The sequence below is a fragment of the Georhizobium sp. MAB10 genome, assembly GCF_045012825.1.
Taxonomy (GTDB): Bacteria; Pseudomonadota; Alphaproteobacteria; order Rhizobiales; family Rhizobiaceae; genus Georhizobium; species Georhizobium profundi.
Window position 1 is genome coordinate 302,321 of sequence record NZ_CP118314.1, and the last position, 17,646, is coordinate 319,966.

The window sequence follows — 17,646 nt, forward strand, 5'->3', positions numbered from 1 at the left end:
GTCCGGCAGGGCATGCCGTGTCTGTTCCGAATGCTTGTGTGACGCCGGGTCGTCTCCGGTTCGCACAGATCACCAACCAAGCGTTCCGCAGGGGTCTTGGGCAGCCATTTCACGATGGCGAACATGACCCTCGTTTGCTTCGGCAGGCCGAAGCGCGGGAAACGCTGCATCACGGGGCTTGAACGGCAATGCCGGTCGAAAGCCTCACAAAGGAGAGCAAAATGCCCAAGATGAAGACGAAGGCATCCGCCAAAAAGCGGTTCAAGATCACGGGTTCCGGCAAGGTTCTCGCAGCTGCTGCCGGCAAGCGCCATGGCATGATCAAGCGGTCGAACAAGTTCATTCGCGACGCACGCGGCACGATGGTCCTTTCGGACGCCGACGCCAAGATCGTCAAGAAGTTCCTGCCGAACGGTCTCTGAGACCTTCGCCCGACCGAGATTTAAGGAGATCACACCATGGCACGCGTGAAAAGAGGCGTCACTTCGCACGCCAAGCACAAGAAAGTCCTGAAGAAGGCAAAAGGCTTTTACGGCCGCCGCAAGAACACGATCCGCGCAGCAAAGGCTGCCGTCGATCGTTCGATGCAGTACGCATACCGCGACCGCAAGAACCGGAAGCGCAATTTCCGCGCTCTCTGGGTCCAGCGCATCAACGCAGCCGTTCGCGAGCACGGCCTGACCTACGGCCGCTTCATCGATGGCCTGACCAAGTCCGGCATCGAAGTCGACCGCAAGGTGCTGTCCGACATGGCCATCCACGAGCCGGAAGCATTCGGCGCGCTGGTTGCAGCAGCCAAGAAGGCGCTCGAGTATCTGAAAGACACGACGCCGAACGCATTTGAAAGCGCTGTCCGCTAAGCCAGCGCCTTCACGATACCATTCGCCTGAAGGAACCCGCGCTGGCTGACCGGCGCGGGTTTTTTCGTTTCTGGAGCATGCAGGACGATGCGCAACACCCGCACAGAGGATGAGATGTCGCCGGAAGGTCTGCGCGACCTTCTGGCGCTGCTTGCTTCCTCGCGCGGCGAGCGCATCAGCCGTGCCGTGGTCGATGACGAGACCGTGTGGGTCAAGCGCTACGATGCCGAGAGCCGGCCGCTCGGCAAGCGGCTGCACGGCTGGGCGACGCCCTTGATGCCGAAGCCATTCCTGCGGTCTTCCAGATTGCTGAAGCCATACGCCCAGGTCGATCGCGAGCTGCGCAAGATGGAGGCCTTCCAGCGTGCAGGATTCATCACTGCCGGCCTTGTCTACCGCAAGGGGCCGATCCTGGTGCTGCGCAACGGCCCGCCGACGCTGCTTTCGCTGGTGGAAGGGGCAGCCACTGCTGCCGACAGCCACCGGCTGCTGAGAGGGGGCGGCGAGGCGCTTGCCCGGGCGCACCGTCTCGGGCTTTGCCACGGGCGGCCCCATCCGCGCGATATGTTCCACGACGGCAAGAACTGGGGCTTCATGGACTTCGAGGAGGAGCCGGAAGCCGTTATGCCGCTTGCGGAAGCGCAGGCGCGCGATGCCTTTCTCTATCAGTTCGGGGTCGTCGCGCTGTCGCGCGATGCCGAAACGCCGCAAAGCGTGCTTGACGCCTATCGGGCCGGGGCGCCCGCCGCCACCTGCGCGGCGCTCGACAGGCTCATCGCCTTCTTCAAGCCGCTGCAGCGGGTTGGCGAAGCGATGGCGAAGGTTCACCGAGGTGGCGACCTCGATCGGTTCCTGAGGGCCATGGCCGTGTTTTCGGCACCGACAGCCGCGACGGCGTCATCGAAGCCCTTGGAGGCCGGGGCGCTTTCTGATTTAAGACCCGCCGAAGAAGGCCGGCCCGAGCGGCCGCCAACATGCAGGACCCAGGATGAGCGACATCGTTGAATTGGAAGAGACGATCCTTGCCCGGATCGCCGAAGCAGATGACGAACAGGCGATCGAAGCCGTGCGCGTCGCGGCGCTCGGCAAGAAGGGCTCGATCTCCGAAAAGCTGAAGACGCTCGGGGCCATGAGCGCTGAAGAGCGCCAGACCATGGGCCCGGCGATCAACGGGCTGAAGACACGCGTGACGGATGCCATTGCGGAGCGCAAGCAGCATCTGAAGGCGGCGGCCATCGAGGCGCGGCTTGCGCGCGAAACGCTCGACGTGACGCTACCAGTGCGGCCATCCCCAACCGAGATCGGCCGCATCCACCCGATCACGCAGGTGATCGACGAAATCACCGCGATCTTCGCCGACATGGGCTTTTCGATCGCCGAAGGTCCGGACATCGAGACGGACTACTACAATTTCACGGCGCTGAACTTCCCCGAGGGTCACCCGGCCCGTGAGATGCACGACACGTTCTTCTTGAACGCCGCCGAGGGCGAGGAGGCGAAGGTGCTGCGCACGCACACCTCGCCCGTGCAGATCCGCACTATGGAGACGCAGAAGCCGCCGATCCGCATCGTCATCCCCGGCAAGACCTACCGCCAGGACAGCGACGCAACCCATTCGCCGATGTTCCACCAGGTGGAAGGCCTCGTCATCGACAAGACGGCCAACATCGCCAACATGAAGTGGGTGCTGGAGGAATTCTGCAAGGCTTTCTTCGAAGTGCCACAGGTGAAAATGCGCTTCCGGCCATCCTTCTTCCCCTTCACCGAGCCGTCGATGGAGGTCGACATCCAGTGCGACCGTTCCGGTAGCGAAGTGAAGTTCGGCGAGGGCACGGACTGGATGGAGATCCTCGGCTGCGGCATGGTGCACCCGAACGTGCTGAGGGCCGGCGGGCTCGATCCCGACGAATACCAGGGCTTTGCCTGGGGCATGGGCATCGACCGCATCGCGATGTTGAAATACGGCATGCCGGACCTGCGCGCCTTCTTCGACGCGGATGTGCGCTGGCTCAACCATTACGGCTTCCGCCCGCTCGATATGCCGACGCTGTTTGGCGGGTTGAGTGGATGATCGAGGATGCCGACCGTTCTGATCGAGTCGGGTTTCCGGTTTCATTTCTTCTCGGGCGATTGGAACGAGCCGCCTCATATTCACGTCGATACCAAGGGCTTGCGCGCAAAGATATGGCTGCGAGACCTCGAAATATCGAAACGCGGCGGGTTCAGCGATCCTGACATGCGGCGTATCATGCAGATCGTGACCGAGCACCAAGAGCAGTTTCTGGAGGCCTGGAATGAGTTCTTCGCCTGATTATCCCGAGAACGATCGCCCGATCGAAGCTTGGTGCGATCTTCACGACCTTCACGTGAAGCTGAAGGACGGCCGTCAGGTCTCGACGCCGCTCTGGTGGTATCCGCGCCTGTTGAACGCAACGCCCGCGCAGCGGAACAACGTCGAGCTCATGCTTGACGGCATCCACTGGCCTGATGTCGACGAGGACCTCTCGGTCGACGGCATGTTGCGGGGGCGCAGAGCACCGGGTGCCGTTCAGCCCTCGGTCGCGGCGGAGTAGCGCATGCCTCACGCGGGATCATGCCGGTGCGCGCGCGTTGCGGTGGAGACGAAGGCGGAGCCGTTTCGGCGCGCCTATTGCCATTGCCGCGATTGTCGCAAGCAGACGGGCGCGCCCGTAATGGCCTTTGTCGGTTTCATGGATGACGCGCTGACCTGGTTCGGCACGCCGAAATCCTATCGCTTCGGCGGTGTGGAACGTCTGTTCTGCGGCGATTGCGGCAGCCAGATCGGCTATCGCGACGAGCGGCTTTCAGGCCGCGTCTACCTGGCGCTCGGCTTCATGGACGATCCGGAGGCGCACCCGCCGACCTTCCACGCCTTTAGCAAGCGGCAGATGCCGTTCGTCGTGATGGACGATCATCTGCTGCGCTTCGACGACTTTCCGCCCGAACGCTGATTTCTCCCTTGATGGACCCTGAACAATGAAATTCACACTCTCCTGGTTGAAGGACCACCTCGACACGGATGCGCCTCTGGAGCACATCGTCGAGACGCTGACGGCAATCGGCCTCGAGGTCGAGAGCGTCGACGACAAGGCGGCCCTCAAGCCTTTCGTGATCGCCAAGGTTCTGTCGGAGGAAAAGCACCCCGACGCCGACAAGCTGCGCGTGCTGATGGTCGACACCGGGTCAGGCGATCCGGTGCAAGTGGTCTGCGGCGCGCCGAATGCGCGGGCGGGCCTCATCGGCGCCTTTGCTGCACCCGGCACTTATGTTCCCGGCATCGACACGACGCTCGCCGTCGGCACGATCCGTGGCGTCGAAAGCCGCGGCATGATGTGCTCCGAGCGCGAGCTCGAAATGTCGGATGCCCATGACGGCATCATCGACCTGCCGGACGATGCGCCCGTCGGCACGACCTTTGCGAGCTATGCGGGTCTCGACGATCCGGTCATCGAGATCGGCCTGACGCCGAACCATCCGGAAGCGACCGGGGTTGCCGGCATCGCGCGCGATCTCGCCGCAGCCGGGCTCGGCACGCTCAAGACGGCCCCGATCCCGACCGTGAAAAGCGAAGGCCCCTGCCCTGTGAAGGTGCGCATCGATGCGCCTGAGCTCTGCCCGGGCTTCGCCCTCCGGCTGGTGCGTGGCGTGAAGAACGGACCGAGCCCCACCTGGATGCAGAAGCGCCTGTTGGCGATCGGGCTTCGGCCGATCAATGCGCTGGTCGACATCACCAATTACATCACCTTCGATCGCGGCCGGCCGCTGCACGTGTTCGATGCGGCGAAGGTTGCAGGCGACCTCGTGGTGCGGCGCGCGGCAGATGGCGAGCAGATGCTGGCGCTCGACGAGCGCACCTATACGCTCAACAGCTCCATGTGCGTGATTGCCGACGACAACGGCGTTGAATCGCTTGCCGGAATCATGGGCGGCGAGCATTCGGGCTGCGACGAGACGACGACCGACGTGCTGATCGAATCCGCGCTCTGGGACCCGATCACCATCGCCAAGACAGGCCGCTCGCTTGGCATCATCACCGATGCGCGCTATCGCTTCGAGCGTGGCGTGGATCCGGAATTCATGGTCCCCGGCCTTGAGCTTGCGACGCAGCTCGTCACCGAAATCTGTGGCGGCACCCCGAGCGAGGCCGAAATCGTCGGATACCAGACGCCTGAGCGGAAAAGCATCCGCTTCCCCTTCTCCGAAGTGAAGCGGCTGACGGGCATCGACGTCGCGCCAGACGATGCGACCGGCATTCTGACCCGTCTCGGCTTCGAGGTTCAGGGCGCGGGCGATACTGTCGACGTGCTGGTGCCCACCTGGCGGCCGGACGTGGATGGCAAGGCCGATCTCGTTGAAGAAGTGATGCGCATCACGGGTGTCGACCAGATCGCGCCGCAGCCGCTGCAAAGCCATGGCGCCGTCAATGGTCGCATCCTGACGACGCTGCAGATTCGCACGCGGCTCGCGCGCCGGACGCTTGCGGCGCGCGGCATGCTGGAAGCCGTCACCTGGTCGTTCATCCCCGAGGCCCATGCCAAGGCCTTCGGTGGCGGACAGCCATCGCTGAAGCTTTCGAACCCGATCGCAGCCGACATGTCGGACATGCGGCCTTCGCTGCTGCCCGGCCTTATCGCTGCCGCCCAGCGCAATGCGGATCGCGGTATCGGCGACGTGGCGCTCTTTGAAGTCTCCGGCACCTATGAAGGCGACGGCCCGAATGACCAACGTCGCGTTGCAGGCGGCGTTCGCCGTGGTACGGCACGCTTCACCGGCACTGGACGCCATTGGGACGGCGCCGCCAAGCCCGTCGGCGTGTTCGATGCGAAGGCAGATGCAATTGCGGTGCTGGAAGCTGCCGGTGCGCCGGTCGACAAGCTGCAGATCGAACCAGGTGGCCCTTCCTGGTACCATCCGGGCCGCTCGGGCACGATCAAGCTCGGCCCGAAGATGGTGCTCGGCACGTTCGGCGAGTTCCACCCGCTCGTTCTGGAAACGCTCGACGTTTCCGGCGCGCTTGCCGGCTTCGAAGTGTTCGTCGACGCCATTCCCGAGCCCAAGCGCAAGGCGACGCGCACAAAGCCCGCATTGACGCTCTCGCCGCTGCAGGCGGTCAAGCGCGACTTCGCCTTCGTCGTCGACAAGGCCGTGCGCAGCGCCGACATCCTGAAAGCCGCCTCGGCGGCAGACAAGAAACTGATCGCAGGCGTGACGGTGTTCGACCTGTTCGAAGGGCCGTCGCTCGGGGAAGACCGCAAGTCTGTCGCAATCGAAGTATCGATCCAGCCGACGGACCGAACACTGACGGATGAAGACCTCGAGGCCCTGACCTTGCGCGTCGTCGACAACGTCACCAAAGCGACCGGTGGTACGCTGCGCGGCTGATGATAGCTACGGAAGGGCATTCGTCCGGATGCCCTTCCCGTTCAAGCTGTTGAAGGTTTCGGTTTTTCTTTTCGATTTCTTCTCAAATTGCTCGATGTTTCTCCATGGAAAATAGTTGTTGTGCCATGGCGAAGTCTCGCCATCGTCAAGTATCGGATTATTAATCCTGCCAGCAGCATTCTTCGGCCCTGAGCTTTACCGGGGTTGCCGATGCTTCGTCTGCCTTTTGCCAATTCGCGCGCAATACAACACTACGCCGCCATATCCGCCTCGCACGCCATCATCTGGTTCCGGCCGGATGGCTCGATCCAAGGCGCCAACGACAACTTTCTTGCCGCTCTCGGCTATCGTTTGGATGAGATCGTCGGCAACCATCACCGGATGTTCGTGGAACGCTCGGTGACCGAAAGCGCCGACTATCTCCAGTTCTGGCGCGACCTTGCCGCCGGCAAGGCGCAGCGTGGGCAGTTTCGCCGCATCTCGAAAGCGGGCAAGGATGTGTGGATCGAGGCGTCCTACGATCCGATTTTCGCCAATGGCAAGGTCGTGGGCATCGTGAAGATCGCAGCCGACATCACGGCCACCAAGATCGCCTCGCTGCACAACGAGAACCTCCTGCGCGCGCTGGAGCGTTCGGTTGCGGTGATCGAGTTCGAGCCCGACGGCACGATCGTCGATGCCAATGCAAGCTTCTGCAAGACGCTCGGCTATGCGCATGAGGAGATCGTCGGCAAGAAGCACAGCATCTTCTGCGACCCGGACTTCGTCACGAGCGGCGCCTATGACAGTTTCTGGACGCGGCTTCGCGCCGGCGAATTCTTTTCCGATACCTTCAAGCGGATCGGCAAGAATGGCCGCGAGGTCTGGATCCAGGCGACATACAACCCGGTCTACAACTCGCGCGGTGCCATCTATCGGGTGGTGAAATTCGCGACCGACGTGACCGAACGGATGAAATCCGTCAGCACGCTGAGCGTCGCGATCGGCGATCTTGCCCAAGGCGACCTGACATCACAGGTGACACGCGCGCTCGACCGCTCGATGGAGACCACGCGCACGGATTTCAACACGGCGGTCGGTCGGCTTGCGGCGGTCATCGGTGAAATCGCGGAGAATGCGCGCGACATCGCCCAGACAGCCAATGAAATGATGGACAATTCCGGCTCGATCGCCAAAAGAACCGAGCAGCAGGCGGCGGCGCTGGAGGAAACATCCGCCGCACTGGAAGAAATCACCCAGACGGTGACGGATGCCAGCCGCCGCGCCTCCGAAGCCGGAGAGATCGTTCGCGAGACGCGCACGTCGGCGGAAGAGTCCGGGCAGGTCGTGCGGGATGCGGTGGCAGCGATGGACCAGATCGAGCAATCATCGCGCGAGATCTCCAACATCATTAGCGTCATCGACGAAATCGCCTTCCAGACCAACCTGCTGGCGCTGAATGCCGGCGTCGAAGCGGCCCGTGCCGGCGAGGCCGGCCGCGGCTTCGCCGTCGTTGCGCAGGAGGTGCGCGAACTCGCACAGCGCTCGGCAAAGGCCGCCAAGGAAATCAAGGCACTGATCGGCACCTCATCGGCGCAGGTGAGAACCGGGGTCGAGCTGGTGGACCGGACCGGCAAGGCGCTCGAGAAGATCGTCGAGCGGGTGCGCGATGTCGATCAAAACGTGGCTGCCATCGTCGAAGCGAGCCGCGAACAGGCGATCGGCATTCGCGAGATCGGCCAGGCCGTGCACCAGCTCGACCAGAGCACCCAGCAGAACGCCGCAAGCGTGGAAGAGCAAAATGCGGTGAGCAACCAGCTTGCCGAGCGTGCCGTGACGCTTGCCGGGCTTCTCGGTCAGTTCAAGACCGGACAGGCCGCCGCAGCGGTTGCCACGACGCCCCGTGCGCGCATGCCGGCTCCAGCGCATGCCGCGTCCGTTGCGCCCATGCGCAAACGCGCAGCGAATGCAGGCCAGTGGGAAGAGTTCTGACAGCCACCAAGCCGACGAAACCGTTCGCGAGCCGGCTACAAAAAAGGCCCCGTCATGCGGGGCCTTTTCGCATCTTTTAACAGAGAAGGAGATCGAGCTTCGATCCCCCTCTATCGCATATCAGTAAGGGCAGCTGTCGTCCGACATGTAGTCGTGGACTTCGATGTCGCCGGCGATGATCGCAGCCTTGGCCTCTTCCACAGCGGCTTCCATTTCGTCGGTGATCAGGTCGGCGTTGTTCTCGTCGAGCGCGTAGGCGACGCCGTCTTCGGCAAGACCGAGCGAGGTGACGCCGTAGTCGAACGAACCGTTCATCGCATCGGTGAAGGCATCGTAGACGGCAACGTCGACGCGCTTGACCATCGAGGTCAGCACGCTGCCCGGGTGCAGGGCGTTCTGGTTGGAATCCACGCCGATGCCGAAAGCGCCTTCATCGGCTGCTGCCTGCAGCACGCCGACACCGGTGCCGCCGGCTGCGTGGTAGACCACGTCCGCGCCCTGGCTGATCTGCGAGCGGGTGATTTCAGCACCGCGCACGGGATCGTTCCAGGCTTCCGGCGTCGTGCCGGTCATCGCTTCGATGACGGTCGCGCCTTCGGTCGTTGCCTTCACGCCGCCGACATAGCCGCAGGCGAAGCGACGGATGAGCGGGACGTCCATGCCGCCAACGAAGCCGACCGTGTCGGATTCGGACGCCAGCGCGGCGAGAACGCCGACGAGGTAGGAGCCTTCCTGTTCCTTGAAGACGACCGAACGCACATTCGGCAGGTCGACCACGGCATCGATGATGGCGAAATCGGTGTCAGGATTTTCCGCAGCGACCGATTCCAGAACGGCTGCCCAGTTGAAGCCGGCCATGACGATCGGGTTGTTGCCATCGCGGATGAAGCGGCGAAGCGCCTGCTCACGCTGTGCGTCGTTCTGGATCTCGAACTCGCGGTATTCGACACCGGTTTCGGTCTTGAACTGCTCGGCCCCAGTGTAGGCGGCTTCATTGAAGGATTTGTCGAACTTGCCGCCGAGATCGTAGATGATGGCCGGCGTAAAGTCTGCGTCCTGCGCCATCGCGGTCGAGGCCATGGCCGCGAGCGCAAAGAGGCTGATGAGCGTGCGCTTCATTATCGTTCACCCTGTGCTTGTCTTTTCGGTTGTCACTTCAAGCCCCGGTCCTTGGCGGACAGGGCGCCCCGACGGGCTGGCCTTCGTGCCAGGTTCCCGTTCTGCGACGATCCTTGCATGCTGGCCCGGAAGAATCACGCAGAATTTGACCAGTCGGATAATTTTTGCAGCAGGGCTTTGACGGCGCCCGAGAGGGGCGCCGCCAGGATATCAATTGCTTTTGTCAACCTCAGACGAGCGACGCATCCAAGGAGTTTCCGTGCGGATGGCGAAGGCCCAGCGCTGGAAAAGCGCCGAGACCGTCAACCGCCCACGCAGGCGACGCCCGTGCCGCGCAGGCCGCAATAGCCGCCCGGATTCTTGGCGAGATATTGCTGATGGTAGTCCTCGGCAAAATAGAACGCGCCGGCCGGAGCGATCTCGGTGGTGATCTTTGACTTCAGCCCGGCATCGGTCAGCGCCTGCTGGTAGCGATCGCGTGAAGCCTTCGCCGTCTCAGCCTGCGCATCGCCGACCGTGTAGATCGCGGAGCGGTATGTCGTGCCGATGTCGTTGCCCTGGCGCATTCCCTGGGTGGGATCGTGTTCCTCCCAGAAGACGCGCAACAGATCCTCGTAGCTCACGATCTTCGGATCGTAGACGACGAGCACGACTTCCGTGTGCCCGGTCTGGCCGGTCACCGTTTCATGATAGGTCGGGTTCGGCGTGAAGCCGCCGGCATAGCCGGCAGCCGTCACATAGACGCCGGGCATCTTCCAGAAGAGCCTCTCCACGCCCCAGAAGCATCCCATGCCGAAATAGGCGATCTCCAGGCCTTCCGGATAGGGCCCCTTCAGCGGCTTGCCGTTGACGAAATGCGTTTCGGCCGTCGGAATGGGCTCGGCACGGCCCGGCAGCGCTCGGTCGGCATCGGGCATCGCGGTCTTCTTGTTGAACATGTCGATCAGAAACATCGCCTCATTCTCCGCGTCATGGACGCGAAACCGCGCCCTCTGTACTGGAATATAGGAGGTTTCAGCGCGGATTGAAGCGGCGCTTGGCTGGCCGGTAGGCCAAAAGATGCAGAAGGAAGGCGAGTGCGAGAAGCACGATGCAAGCGGGCTGGCCGAGAAACAGCGGCAAGACGAACGATGCCGCACCCTGCGGAAGATAGGTGACGAACGCACCTTCCAGCGCCGCAAGCGTCGACGGGCTCACATCTTCCCACGCGGCGCTGAGCGGCGTGAGCACGACCGCATCGGCGGCGATCGACTGGATGGCGTCGATCGCGCCGGCCATCACGCCGAGCACCAAGGCGATCAATGCCAATATCCTGAGCAAGATGCGCATCAGATGCTGACCCCAGGCCGGCTCCGCCCCCGATGGCGAAGCATGCGTCTACCGCCGCTGTCATAGAATGCGCCTCGCCTGCCTGCAAGCGCTGGCCGAAACGCGTCGGAGATCGGCGCGTTGTGCGGCCCAAGTCCGTATCTGGCCATCCAAAAAGCGGCCAGTTCGGCCTCACAGCATTTCTTTGAGGCAAGGCGCAAAACCCTGCCTTGCCCCCTTGTGCCGCAATCCGTCTTGGCTATAGTGCCGCCCGGTTCGGACGGTCCAAGCGACCCCTCCAACACTCGTCGTTCAAGCGATGAAAAACCGAAGGTGCCCCAAAGGCATCACGCTTCAGCATACGGCGTTTTTCGCCTTTGCCGACAGCAACGGAGAGATGGCCGAGTGGTCGAAGGCGCACGCCTGGAACGCGTGTAGGCGGGTAACCGTCTCGAGGGTTCGAATCCCTCTCTCTCCGCCAGTCAATTTTCACTCTCCCCCATTCGGGAAGAGACCTTTTCCGGACATTTCGCGTGGAAGTTCCCTCAATTAGGGACTTTTCGATGTCTGCCAAAGCCCGTGTATCGCGCCGTGTACCTGCCGGTGTACACCTTCCAGAACCACCGGAACCCATGTCATCCACCCCGTCTGCGACAATCAAGTCGCGCGGTCCCGGTCCCCATCTTGCGCGGTCGGGAAGGATTTACCTTTTCCAGATAAGGCTGCCGAAGGTGCTTGGTGGCGGCCGCGGCTCGCGGCCACTCCGTCTCAGTCTCGGGGCAATACCGCATAATGAGGCCCGGGCCTTAGCCGATACACTGGCGGCGCTGGCGCGCTGCCTCTTCGACTCATGGGCGAAAACCGCAACGATGATTGGCGACACACCCTTTGAAAGGGGCATCCTGCTCCAGAGCATTCTCATGACCCATCGACCAAAGCCAACGGCCGTCACCCGCCTCTACGCCTGCCAATCTCACCCAACGTCCAGAACGTCACGCCACCGGCCGCGCGGCCGCCGCCGTGTCAACATTGGACCGAAGGGATGCTGCTCATGACCAGCCGTCCCAGGAAGCGCCCAACAGAGGCGCGCCAAGCAGCCATCCGGCGGCGGGAGCAGCGTGAGCGCCAGCAAGCTTATCGTGACGAGATGCGAGATTTACGTCGGCCGGATCGCGACGACATCGCACGCGTTTGGCTGTGGCAGTCGATCCGGATGGCAGAAAAAGCTGAGCCGAAACACCGCGACTGGATGCAGTGTACTGTTCTTGAAGCGCTCAAAGCTCAGGGCTTCGACGAGCGCCAAAGCGAGATCGCGCTTGACGAACTCGTTGAGCGGTACCGTCAATCAAACAAGCCTCCGTTTCGCCGGAAGCGGCACCTGAGCGATATGGGTGACTGACATCAGCAGCCTGGGTTGCCCGCCGCGCCCAAGGATTACGGGACGACCTTAGAAACGCCGTTCAACACCCATCCTCGCATTCCCCCCGTTACTCCCTACTTTAGAAACGGGATTCTTCAGATGTGAATCAGAAATATCAGATGGTCTGGAAGCTGCTGCGCTCCGATCAGGATGCCATCCAGCACTGGCATCATCTACCAACCCCTCAGCAACATTCCAACGAAAGCTTGTTTACACCCTCTTATTCTGGGGGGCCATAATTTCGGAATTCGAACTATTCAATTTTTCCTGTTGAACGGCGGATTTTGTTGTAGGCATTATAGTTATTCAGCAAGGAATTTAATAATGTCTAAACTTTATAAACACCTTACGCCTTCGGAAATGGATTCTATATGCAATAGCATTCAGAGAGCAATCGATGCGGTGACTACCTCGCCCTCGCACCAAACTGAGCGCACGAACGGTCGTCCGCTCACCGAGATCGTTGTGGGAGACTGCCTTGAGGAGCTTCGCAAATTGTCTTCAGGATCGGCATAGCTGGTCGTCACGTCGCCCCCGTACAACACCGGAAAGCTATACAACGATCATCTCACGATCTAACACACGAAGGCGATCTAGTTGTAGATCCTTATGCAGGGTCAGGGACGACTGGTGCTGTGGCTCAGCGATTGGACCGCGAGGCGCTCCTGATAGCGTGCGCTCCAGGCTATGTGGTTATCACCCCGCAAACGCCTTGGAATTGGGTAACGGCGACATGATCTGCCTTTGCCAGAGCGAATGCAGAGCTCTCGACAAACCATGTGGATTTTGCCGGGTTGCACCATGGCTTTAATCGGCTCCGGCTGATCCAATGCTGATGATCCGGCCATCGTCGTTCAAGTTTGGGATGGCCGCCTGGCCGCTAGAACGGGGATCGCTCACATTGGCGGCAAGCAGCGTATTGATCTCCTCGATCGGGAAGAGCTCGATGGGGCTGTGGCGCGTTATCGCAGCGTTGTTGACGACGAAGTCGAGACCGCCGAGCGCAAATGCTTGTAGGAAACGTGGGGGCACTTGCGGATTGTTTTAGAATGAGCGTCCCCACACTCGCCACTTGCCCTAACGATAAATCTCTAGCTTTCGCAACCCAGCTGCGCCGCAAGATCGTTGAAATCCTGACAGACCAGATCGGCGCGCGGATCCGGCTCGGGGTCTAGCGAGGGAATGTCGCCCCATTCGTCGGGACGATAGACGAAGGCGGTTGGGAAGCCATTTTCATGGGCGGCCTGAAGATCGTTGTTATGGGTGGTCACGAGCAGGATCTCGTCGTGAGGGTGCCCAAGCCAGCGAGCCGCGGTTTCGTAAGAACCCGGCAACGTCTTGTAGATACCGATCATTTCACAGGAGATGATGCAGTCCCAGCTCAATCCTGCCCGCCGCGACGCATCGATCACTAGGCGGGTATTGAGGATCGTGAACGGCGATACGATGAACTTTCGCCTCAGGCGCGGCAGAGCCTCAACGACATCGCGCCATGCATCGAGATCGTGCCAGGCAAGAACCAGGCGCGCCCTTCCCTCGTTCGAAAATCCTTCGATCCCGCGTTCATCAAGCATCCTGTCCAGCGTCAGCCGGAGGACGCCATCCATGTCGATCGACGCACGGCCGCCATCCGTCGGCAGTCCCTCCTTGACCATGTCGGTTGACGTTCGCCGCCACTCCTTGGTCAGAGCCGGCCAGTCCGCGTCGATCTGAAATTCGGAGCCGATCCTGGACAGAGCTTCGGTTACGCCGCTGTGCCAGTCGAAAACCGTCCCGCCGGTATCGAAGATCAACGCCTTTACCTTGCCGGCCACCAAATCTGCTTTTCCTGCCATGCTGGTCTCTCCTTAAAGCTGGTCGGTTGCACCAGCGGCGTGTCCTCGTTCCAGAACAAGCCAAGACGGCTACGGCCTGCTGCTAGCTAACGGCTGCCTCGACGATGCGCAGAAAGGCGAGTTGGCCGGGGTCGTCGAGTTCGGCGCTCTTTTCGGTGAACATGCGGGCGCGGCCGAGCTTGCAGGGTTTGCCCTTGAAGTCCTGCAGCGTCTGGCGTGCGGCGGCGACGGCCTTGTCGCCCATATCGGCGGGGTCGGCGCCTTCGATCGCTTTCGCACAGGCATCGAGGCTGTCGAGCACCGACTTGGCGCCGAGCTCGCCCTTGCCGCGCGCCATCATCGCGTCCCGCGCCGCGGCGACCAGCGCCGGGATCGCGGAGACATCGAGCGTCTCGGAGCCCTTTGCGCTTTTCGCAGCCGCCATGAAGCCGGTCGCGACCAGCGTGCCGTAGGAGGAGGACGACACGCGCTGGAAGGCTTTCGAGCATTCCAGGAAGGCCATGCCGAGATCGTCGGGAAGGTCGGCTTCCGCCGCCGCGGCAAAGCCCTTCGAGACCGTGATGCCGAGATCGCCGTCGCCGAGCTGGCCATCGGCCGCATTGAGTTCGGCCGCAGCGGCGGCCGCGCCTTCGGCCACCCGCTGCAGGGCAGCCTTGAGACTTGCGCCATCAAGTGTCGCCATGCTCTTCACCCTCACCCGACGCGCCAATAGGCACAGGCAGCCGGCGCCTTCAGGTAGCGTTCGAGCTCTTCATCCAGAGCGATGGTGGTGATCGTAGCGCCGGTCATTTCCATCGACGTTGCGTAGCGCCCGACGAGCGGCATGACGATCTCGGCACCGATGTCGTCGAAGCGCTGCTTGACCTTGCGGTACATGATGTAGAGCTCTTCGAGCGGCGTGGCGCCGAGCGAATTGACGAGAACGGAGAGCCGGTCGCCCCTCGAGAAGGGATGATCGGCGAGGATCCGATCGATCATCTCGTCGACGATCTGGTCGGCCGGGCGCAGCGCATCGCGCCAGATGCCCGGTTCGCCATGGATGCCCATGCCCATTTCCATCTCGTTCTCGCCGAGCTCGAAATTGGCCTTGCCGGCCTGCGGCACGATGCAAGGCGTCAGCGCCATGCCGATCGAGCGGCACGCATCGGCGGCCTTCTGCGCCACGCGCGTGACCTCGTCGAGATCGGCTTTCGTGTCGGCACAGGCGCCGGCGATCTTGAACGCGTAGATCATGCCGGCGACGCCGCGGCGCTTTTCCGCCTCGTCCTTGCCGGCCGACACAATGTCGTCGGCCAGAAGCACGGTGGTGGTGCGAATGTCGTTTTCCATGTCGACCATTTCGCCGGCCATGTCGAAATTCATGACGTCGCCGCCATAGTTTCCGTAAAGCCGCAGCACGCCAGCCCCGCCATCGGCGTGGCGGATGGCGCTCGCCATCTGCTCGGCGGACGGGCTGGCGAACACGTCGCCGACGGCGCACGCATCGAGGAAGCCCGGGCCGACATAACCAGTGAAGACCGGCAAATGGCCCGACCCGCCGCCTGTCACGATGCCGACCTTGCCGCTCGTCGCACCCTCCGGCCGGGCGATCACCCGCCGCTCGGGCTGGGCGTAGAACTCCGGATGCGCGGCAACGAAGCCGTCCAGCATCTCGTCCACATAATCGGCCGGGTTGTTCAGAATCTTCTTCATCGGCGGTCCTCCCAACAACGTCCTGTTTCAGTCCAGCACAATCGAGCAACGCCGCCGCGCCCGGTTGTGCGGCAATGCCGGTTCGCCGACCAGCATTGCCAGTTCAGGCGCCTTCTCAGGCTGCGGCGGACAGATCCATGGCGTCAGCGCGCTTCAGTGCCGCAGCGATACGCTCCAGCTGTTCGTCCGGCACTCGATTGAACGGTGCGCGGCACGGTCCGACATCGCGTCCCTGCATGTTGATGCACGCCTTCACCCCTGCCGGCCAGTTGTAGCGGCTGATCTGGCTGCAGACATCCGTGATCGCGAAATGGAGCTGCTGAGCGTAGGCTACGTTGCCGGACTGAACGGCATCCCAGAGCACCAGGCAATGCCGCGGCAGGAGCGCCGCTGCGCCGGATACCGAACCGGTGGCGCCGATCGCCAGCCCCGGATAGAGCAGCCAGTCGTGCGCCCAGGTGACCGAGATCTTATCACCGATGGTGTCGAGCAGTTCCGTCAGGGTTTCAAGCGAGCCGCCGATGCTTTCCTTGGTGGCGATGAGGCCCGTCTCGTGCTGGTTGCCGGCCATGCGGCGCATCAATGCCGGCGTCACGGGGGCGAAGGTCAGGACGTTGTAGACCATTGTCGGCAGGCCGGATTCCTTATGGATCGTCGCATAGAAGTCGTAGATCCCGTCGTCCGAGCAGATCTGGTAGATCGGCGGCGTGACCATGACGCATTGCGCACCGGCGTCGCGAGCGACCTTCGCCTTTTTCACGGCTTCGCGCGTCGACGTGGTGATGATCCCGGCCATGACCGGCACGCGTCCTGCCGCTGTCTCCTGGGCCGTCTTCACCAGCTGACCGAGATCCTCGGCGTCGAGCGCGTGCCCTTCACCGGTCGAGCCGCCGACGCAGACGCCCGTGACGCCCAACGAGATATTGTAGTCGATTTCGCGACGCAGGGCAGCGAGATCGAGTTCTTCGTCTTTCGTGAAGGGCGAGACGACAGGCGGGAAAATTCCAACGACATCTTCTTTGGTCAGGACGCGGGGCATGAGCAACTCCTCTGTGCATCAGTTGGCGCCATCTTCCATATGTTCGCATTCCGGTCAAGTAGCCCGCATTGTGGATTTTGATTGCAAGATTGTGGTTCGTGGTGGATGATCCATTGACCCGCAATCGGAGTTGCTGTTTGCCGCATGACGTGGACCCGTGGTCCGCACTGTGTCGCTGCCTGGCATATCGAGGACCTTGCTGAACCGATGAGCTCCGAAAATCTGAAAAGCCTGGCGAAGGTGGTCGCGATCTTGGATTGCTTCTCCGAATACGACCGCAAATTGTCGGTCTCGGAAATCGCGAAGCGTCTCGATCTGCCACGGCCAACCGTCCATCGCATCATGCGCACGATGCGCGATCTCGGAATGGTCGAACAGGAGCGGGAGCGCGACCAGTACCGGCTGGGCATGAAGCTGTTCGAACTGGGCACGACGGTTCTGGCGAGCATGGATCTGCATCGCGAGGCCAAGGACAGCGTCGAGGCCCTGACGCGGGCAAGCGGCCAGACGGTGCATCTCTCCGTCTTCGATGGCAAAAGCTCTACGGTCATCAACCGGACCGACCCGGACGGCCGGCGCGTGAATACGCTGATTGTCCTTGAATCGTCGCCGGCCCACGCGACGGCGTCCGGCAAGGTCGCCCTCGCCTTCCAGCCGGCCGCTGCGATCGATCGGTTTCTCGCGCGCAAACTCGTGCGCCTGGCGCCCAACACGATCTGCGACCCGGATCTTCTAAAAGCCGAACTGACGAAAATCCGCCGGACCGGATATGCGCTCGATGATGAGGAACTGACGCCGGGCACATCCTGTGTCGCAGCGCCGATCCGCAACTCGCAAGGCTCTGTCTTCGCGGCGATCAGCGTCAGCGGAGACACCGAAAAAGTGTCCGGCGACCGCATCCCGGCATTTGCCGAACTGGTCACACACCACGCAAACACGGTCTCGCTTCGTCTTGGTTTCCGTCCGGAGACCTGAAGGTCGCGTATTTGTGGCATCGGC

The 17,646-nt window shown here is 62.2% G+C and carries 20 protein-coding genes and 1 tRNA gene; 13 read left to right on the plus strand and 8 right to left on the minus strand.

The genetic code is table 11. The annotated features are described in order from the left end of the window. The first annotated feature begins 221 nt into the window (after nucleotides 1–221). The 9 genes from rpmI (at nucleotide 222) to PU133_RS01475 (ending at nucleotide 8,234) form a co-directional block, all read left to right on the plus strand. The gene (gene rpmI / locus PU133_RS01435; protein ID WP_126007107.1) at nucleotides 222–422 is read left to right on the plus strand and encodes a 50S ribosomal protein L35; all 201 of its coding nucleotides are present in this window, start codon (nucleotides 222–224) and stop codon (nucleotides 420–422) included. A gap of 36 nt (nucleotides 423–458) precedes the next feature. Continuing rightward, the gene (rplT, locus tag PU133_RS01440) at nucleotides 459–860 is read left to right on the plus strand and encodes a 50S ribosomal protein L20 (RefSeq protein WP_126007109.1); all 402 of its coding nucleotides are present in this window, start codon (nucleotides 459–461) and stop codon (nucleotides 858–860) included. 87 nt (nucleotides 861–947) lie between these two features. Then, a complete protein-coding gene (locus tag PU133_RS01445; RefSeq protein ID WP_404863207.1) occupies nucleotides 948–1,865 on the plus strand; it encodes a serine/threonine protein phosphatase in 918 nt (305 codons plus the stop codon). Further along, nucleotides 1,849–2,931, plus strand: a complete 1,083-nt coding sequence (pheS, locus tag PU133_RS01450) for a phenylalanine--tRNA ligase subunit alpha (protein ID WP_404863208.1) — start codon at nucleotides 1,849–1,851, stop codon at nucleotides 2,929–2,931. Before PU133_RS01445 ends, pheS begins: the two co-directional genes overlap by 17 nt. 6 nt (nucleotides 2,932–2,937) lie before the next feature. Beyond that, nucleotides 2,938–3,171, plus strand: a complete 234-nt coding sequence (locus PU133_RS01455) for a DUF4160 domain-containing protein (protein ID WP_404863209.1) — start codon at nucleotides 2,938–2,940, stop codon at nucleotides 3,169–3,171. After that, on the plus strand, nucleotides 3,155–3,433 hold the full coding sequence (locus tag PU133_RS01460; protein ID WP_404863210.1) for a DUF2442 domain-containing protein: 279 nt from the start codon (nucleotides 3,155–3,157) through the stop codon (nucleotides 3,431–3,433). The genes PU133_RS01455 and PU133_RS01460 overlap by 17 nt, the downstream gene beginning before the upstream one ends. Nucleotides 3,434–3,553: 120 nt before the next feature. Next, entirely contained in the window at nucleotides 3,554–3,832 is a 279-nt protein-coding gene (locus tag PU133_RS01465; protein WP_404863211.1) for a GFA family protein, read from the plus strand. Nucleotides 3,833–3,857: 25 nt separating this feature from the next. Further along, on the plus strand, nucleotides 3,858–6,263 hold the full coding sequence (gene pheT, locus PU133_RS01470) for a phenylalanine--tRNA ligase subunit beta (protein WP_404863212.1): 2,406 nt from the start codon (nucleotides 3,858–3,860) through the stop codon (nucleotides 6,261–6,263). 210 nt (nucleotides 6,264–6,473) lie between these two features. Further along, on the plus strand, nucleotides 6,474–8,234 hold the full coding sequence (locus tag PU133_RS01475; RefSeq protein WP_404863213.1) for a methyl-accepting chemotaxis protein: 1,761 nt from the start codon (nucleotides 6,474–6,476) through the stop codon (nucleotides 8,232–8,234). Between the two features lie 120 nt (nucleotides 8,235–8,354). On the opposite strand, the gene PU133_RS01480 is transcribed toward PU133_RS01475, so the two are convergent. The 3 genes from PU133_RS01480 to PU133_RS01490 form a co-directional block, all read right to left on the minus strand. After that, nucleotides 8,355–9,353, minus strand: coding sequence for a BMP family protein (locus PU133_RS01480; RefSeq protein WP_404863214.1), 999 nt, complete (start codon nucleotides 9,351–9,353; stop codon nucleotides 8,355–8,357). Nucleotides 9,354–9,655: 302 nt separating this feature from the next. Next, the gene (gene msrA / locus PU133_RS01485) at nucleotides 9,656–10,306 is read right to left on the minus strand and encodes a peptide-methionine (S)-S-oxide reductase MsrA (protein ID WP_404863215.1); all 651 of its coding nucleotides are present in this window, start codon (nucleotides 10,304–10,306) and stop codon (nucleotides 9,656–9,658) included. A gap of 61 nt (nucleotides 10,307–10,367) precedes the next feature. Continuing rightward, nucleotides 10,368–10,682 (minus strand): hypothetical protein, encoded by a 315-nt coding sequence (locus PU133_RS01490; protein ID WP_126007129.1) that lies wholly within the window; start codon nucleotides 10,680–10,682, stop codon nucleotides 10,368–10,370. Nucleotides 10,683–11,052: 370 nt separating this feature from the next. Here PU133_RS01490 and PU133_RS01495 point away from each other — a divergent pair. The 3 genes from PU133_RS01495 (at nucleotide 11,053) to PU133_RS01505 (ending at nucleotide 12,818) form a co-directional block, all read left to right on the plus strand. Then, nucleotides 11,053–11,142, plus strand: a tRNA-Ser gene (locus tag PU133_RS01495). Between the two features lie 570 nt (nucleotides 11,143–11,712). Continuing rightward, nucleotides 11,713–12,060, plus strand: coding sequence for a hypothetical protein (locus PU133_RS01500; protein ID WP_404863216.1), 348 nt, complete (start codon nucleotides 11,713–11,715; stop codon nucleotides 12,058–12,060). 575 nt (nucleotides 12,061–12,635) lie between these two features. Beyond that, complete coding sequence (locus PU133_RS01505) at nucleotides 12,636–12,818, plus strand: DNA methyltransferase (RefSeq protein ID WP_404864409.1); 183 nt, start codon at nucleotides 12,636–12,638, stop codon at nucleotides 12,816–12,818. Between the two features lie 70 nt (nucleotides 12,819–12,888). Here PU133_RS01505 and PU133_RS01510 read toward each other — a convergent pair whose 3' ends face one another. From PU133_RS01510 to PU133_RS01530, 5 genes are all read right to left on the minus strand, one after another. Next, nucleotides 12,889–13,113 (minus strand): SDR family NAD(P)-dependent oxidoreductase, encoded by a 225-nt coding sequence (locus tag PU133_RS01510; protein WP_404863217.1) that lies wholly within the window; start codon nucleotides 13,111–13,113, stop codon nucleotides 12,889–12,891. 59 nt (nucleotides 13,114–13,172) lie between these two features. Next, entirely contained in the window at nucleotides 13,173–13,916 is a 744-nt protein-coding gene (locus PU133_RS01515; protein WP_404863218.1) for an HAD family hydrolase, read from the minus strand. Between the two features lie 82 nt (nucleotides 13,917–13,998). Continuing rightward, a complete protein-coding gene (locus PU133_RS01520; RefSeq protein ID WP_404863219.1) occupies nucleotides 13,999–14,598 on the minus strand; it encodes a DAK2 domain-containing protein in 600 nt (199 codons plus the stop codon). Nucleotides 14,599–14,609: 11 nt separating this feature from the next. Continuing rightward, on the minus strand, nucleotides 14,610–15,608 hold the full coding sequence (locus tag PU133_RS01525; protein ID WP_404863220.1) for a dihydroxyacetone kinase subunit DhaK: 999 nt from the start codon (nucleotides 15,606–15,608) through the stop codon (nucleotides 14,610–14,612). A gap of 115 nt (nucleotides 15,609–15,723) precedes the next feature. After that, nucleotides 15,724–16,647, minus strand: coding sequence for a dihydrodipicolinate synthase family protein (locus PU133_RS01530; protein ID WP_404863221.1), 924 nt, complete (start codon nucleotides 16,645–16,647; stop codon nucleotides 15,724–15,726). Nucleotides 16,648–16,854: 207 nt separating this feature from the next. On the opposite strand from PU133_RS01530, the gene PU133_RS01535 reads away from it, so the two are divergent. Then, nucleotides 16,855–17,622 carry an IclR family transcriptional regulator gene (locus PU133_RS01535; RefSeq protein ID WP_404863222.1) on the plus strand — a complete coding sequence of 256 codons (768 nt, stop codon included), beginning with the start codon at nucleotides 16,855–16,857 and terminating at the stop codon, nucleotides 17,620–17,622. Nucleotides 17,623–17,646: the final 24 nt, after the last annotated feature.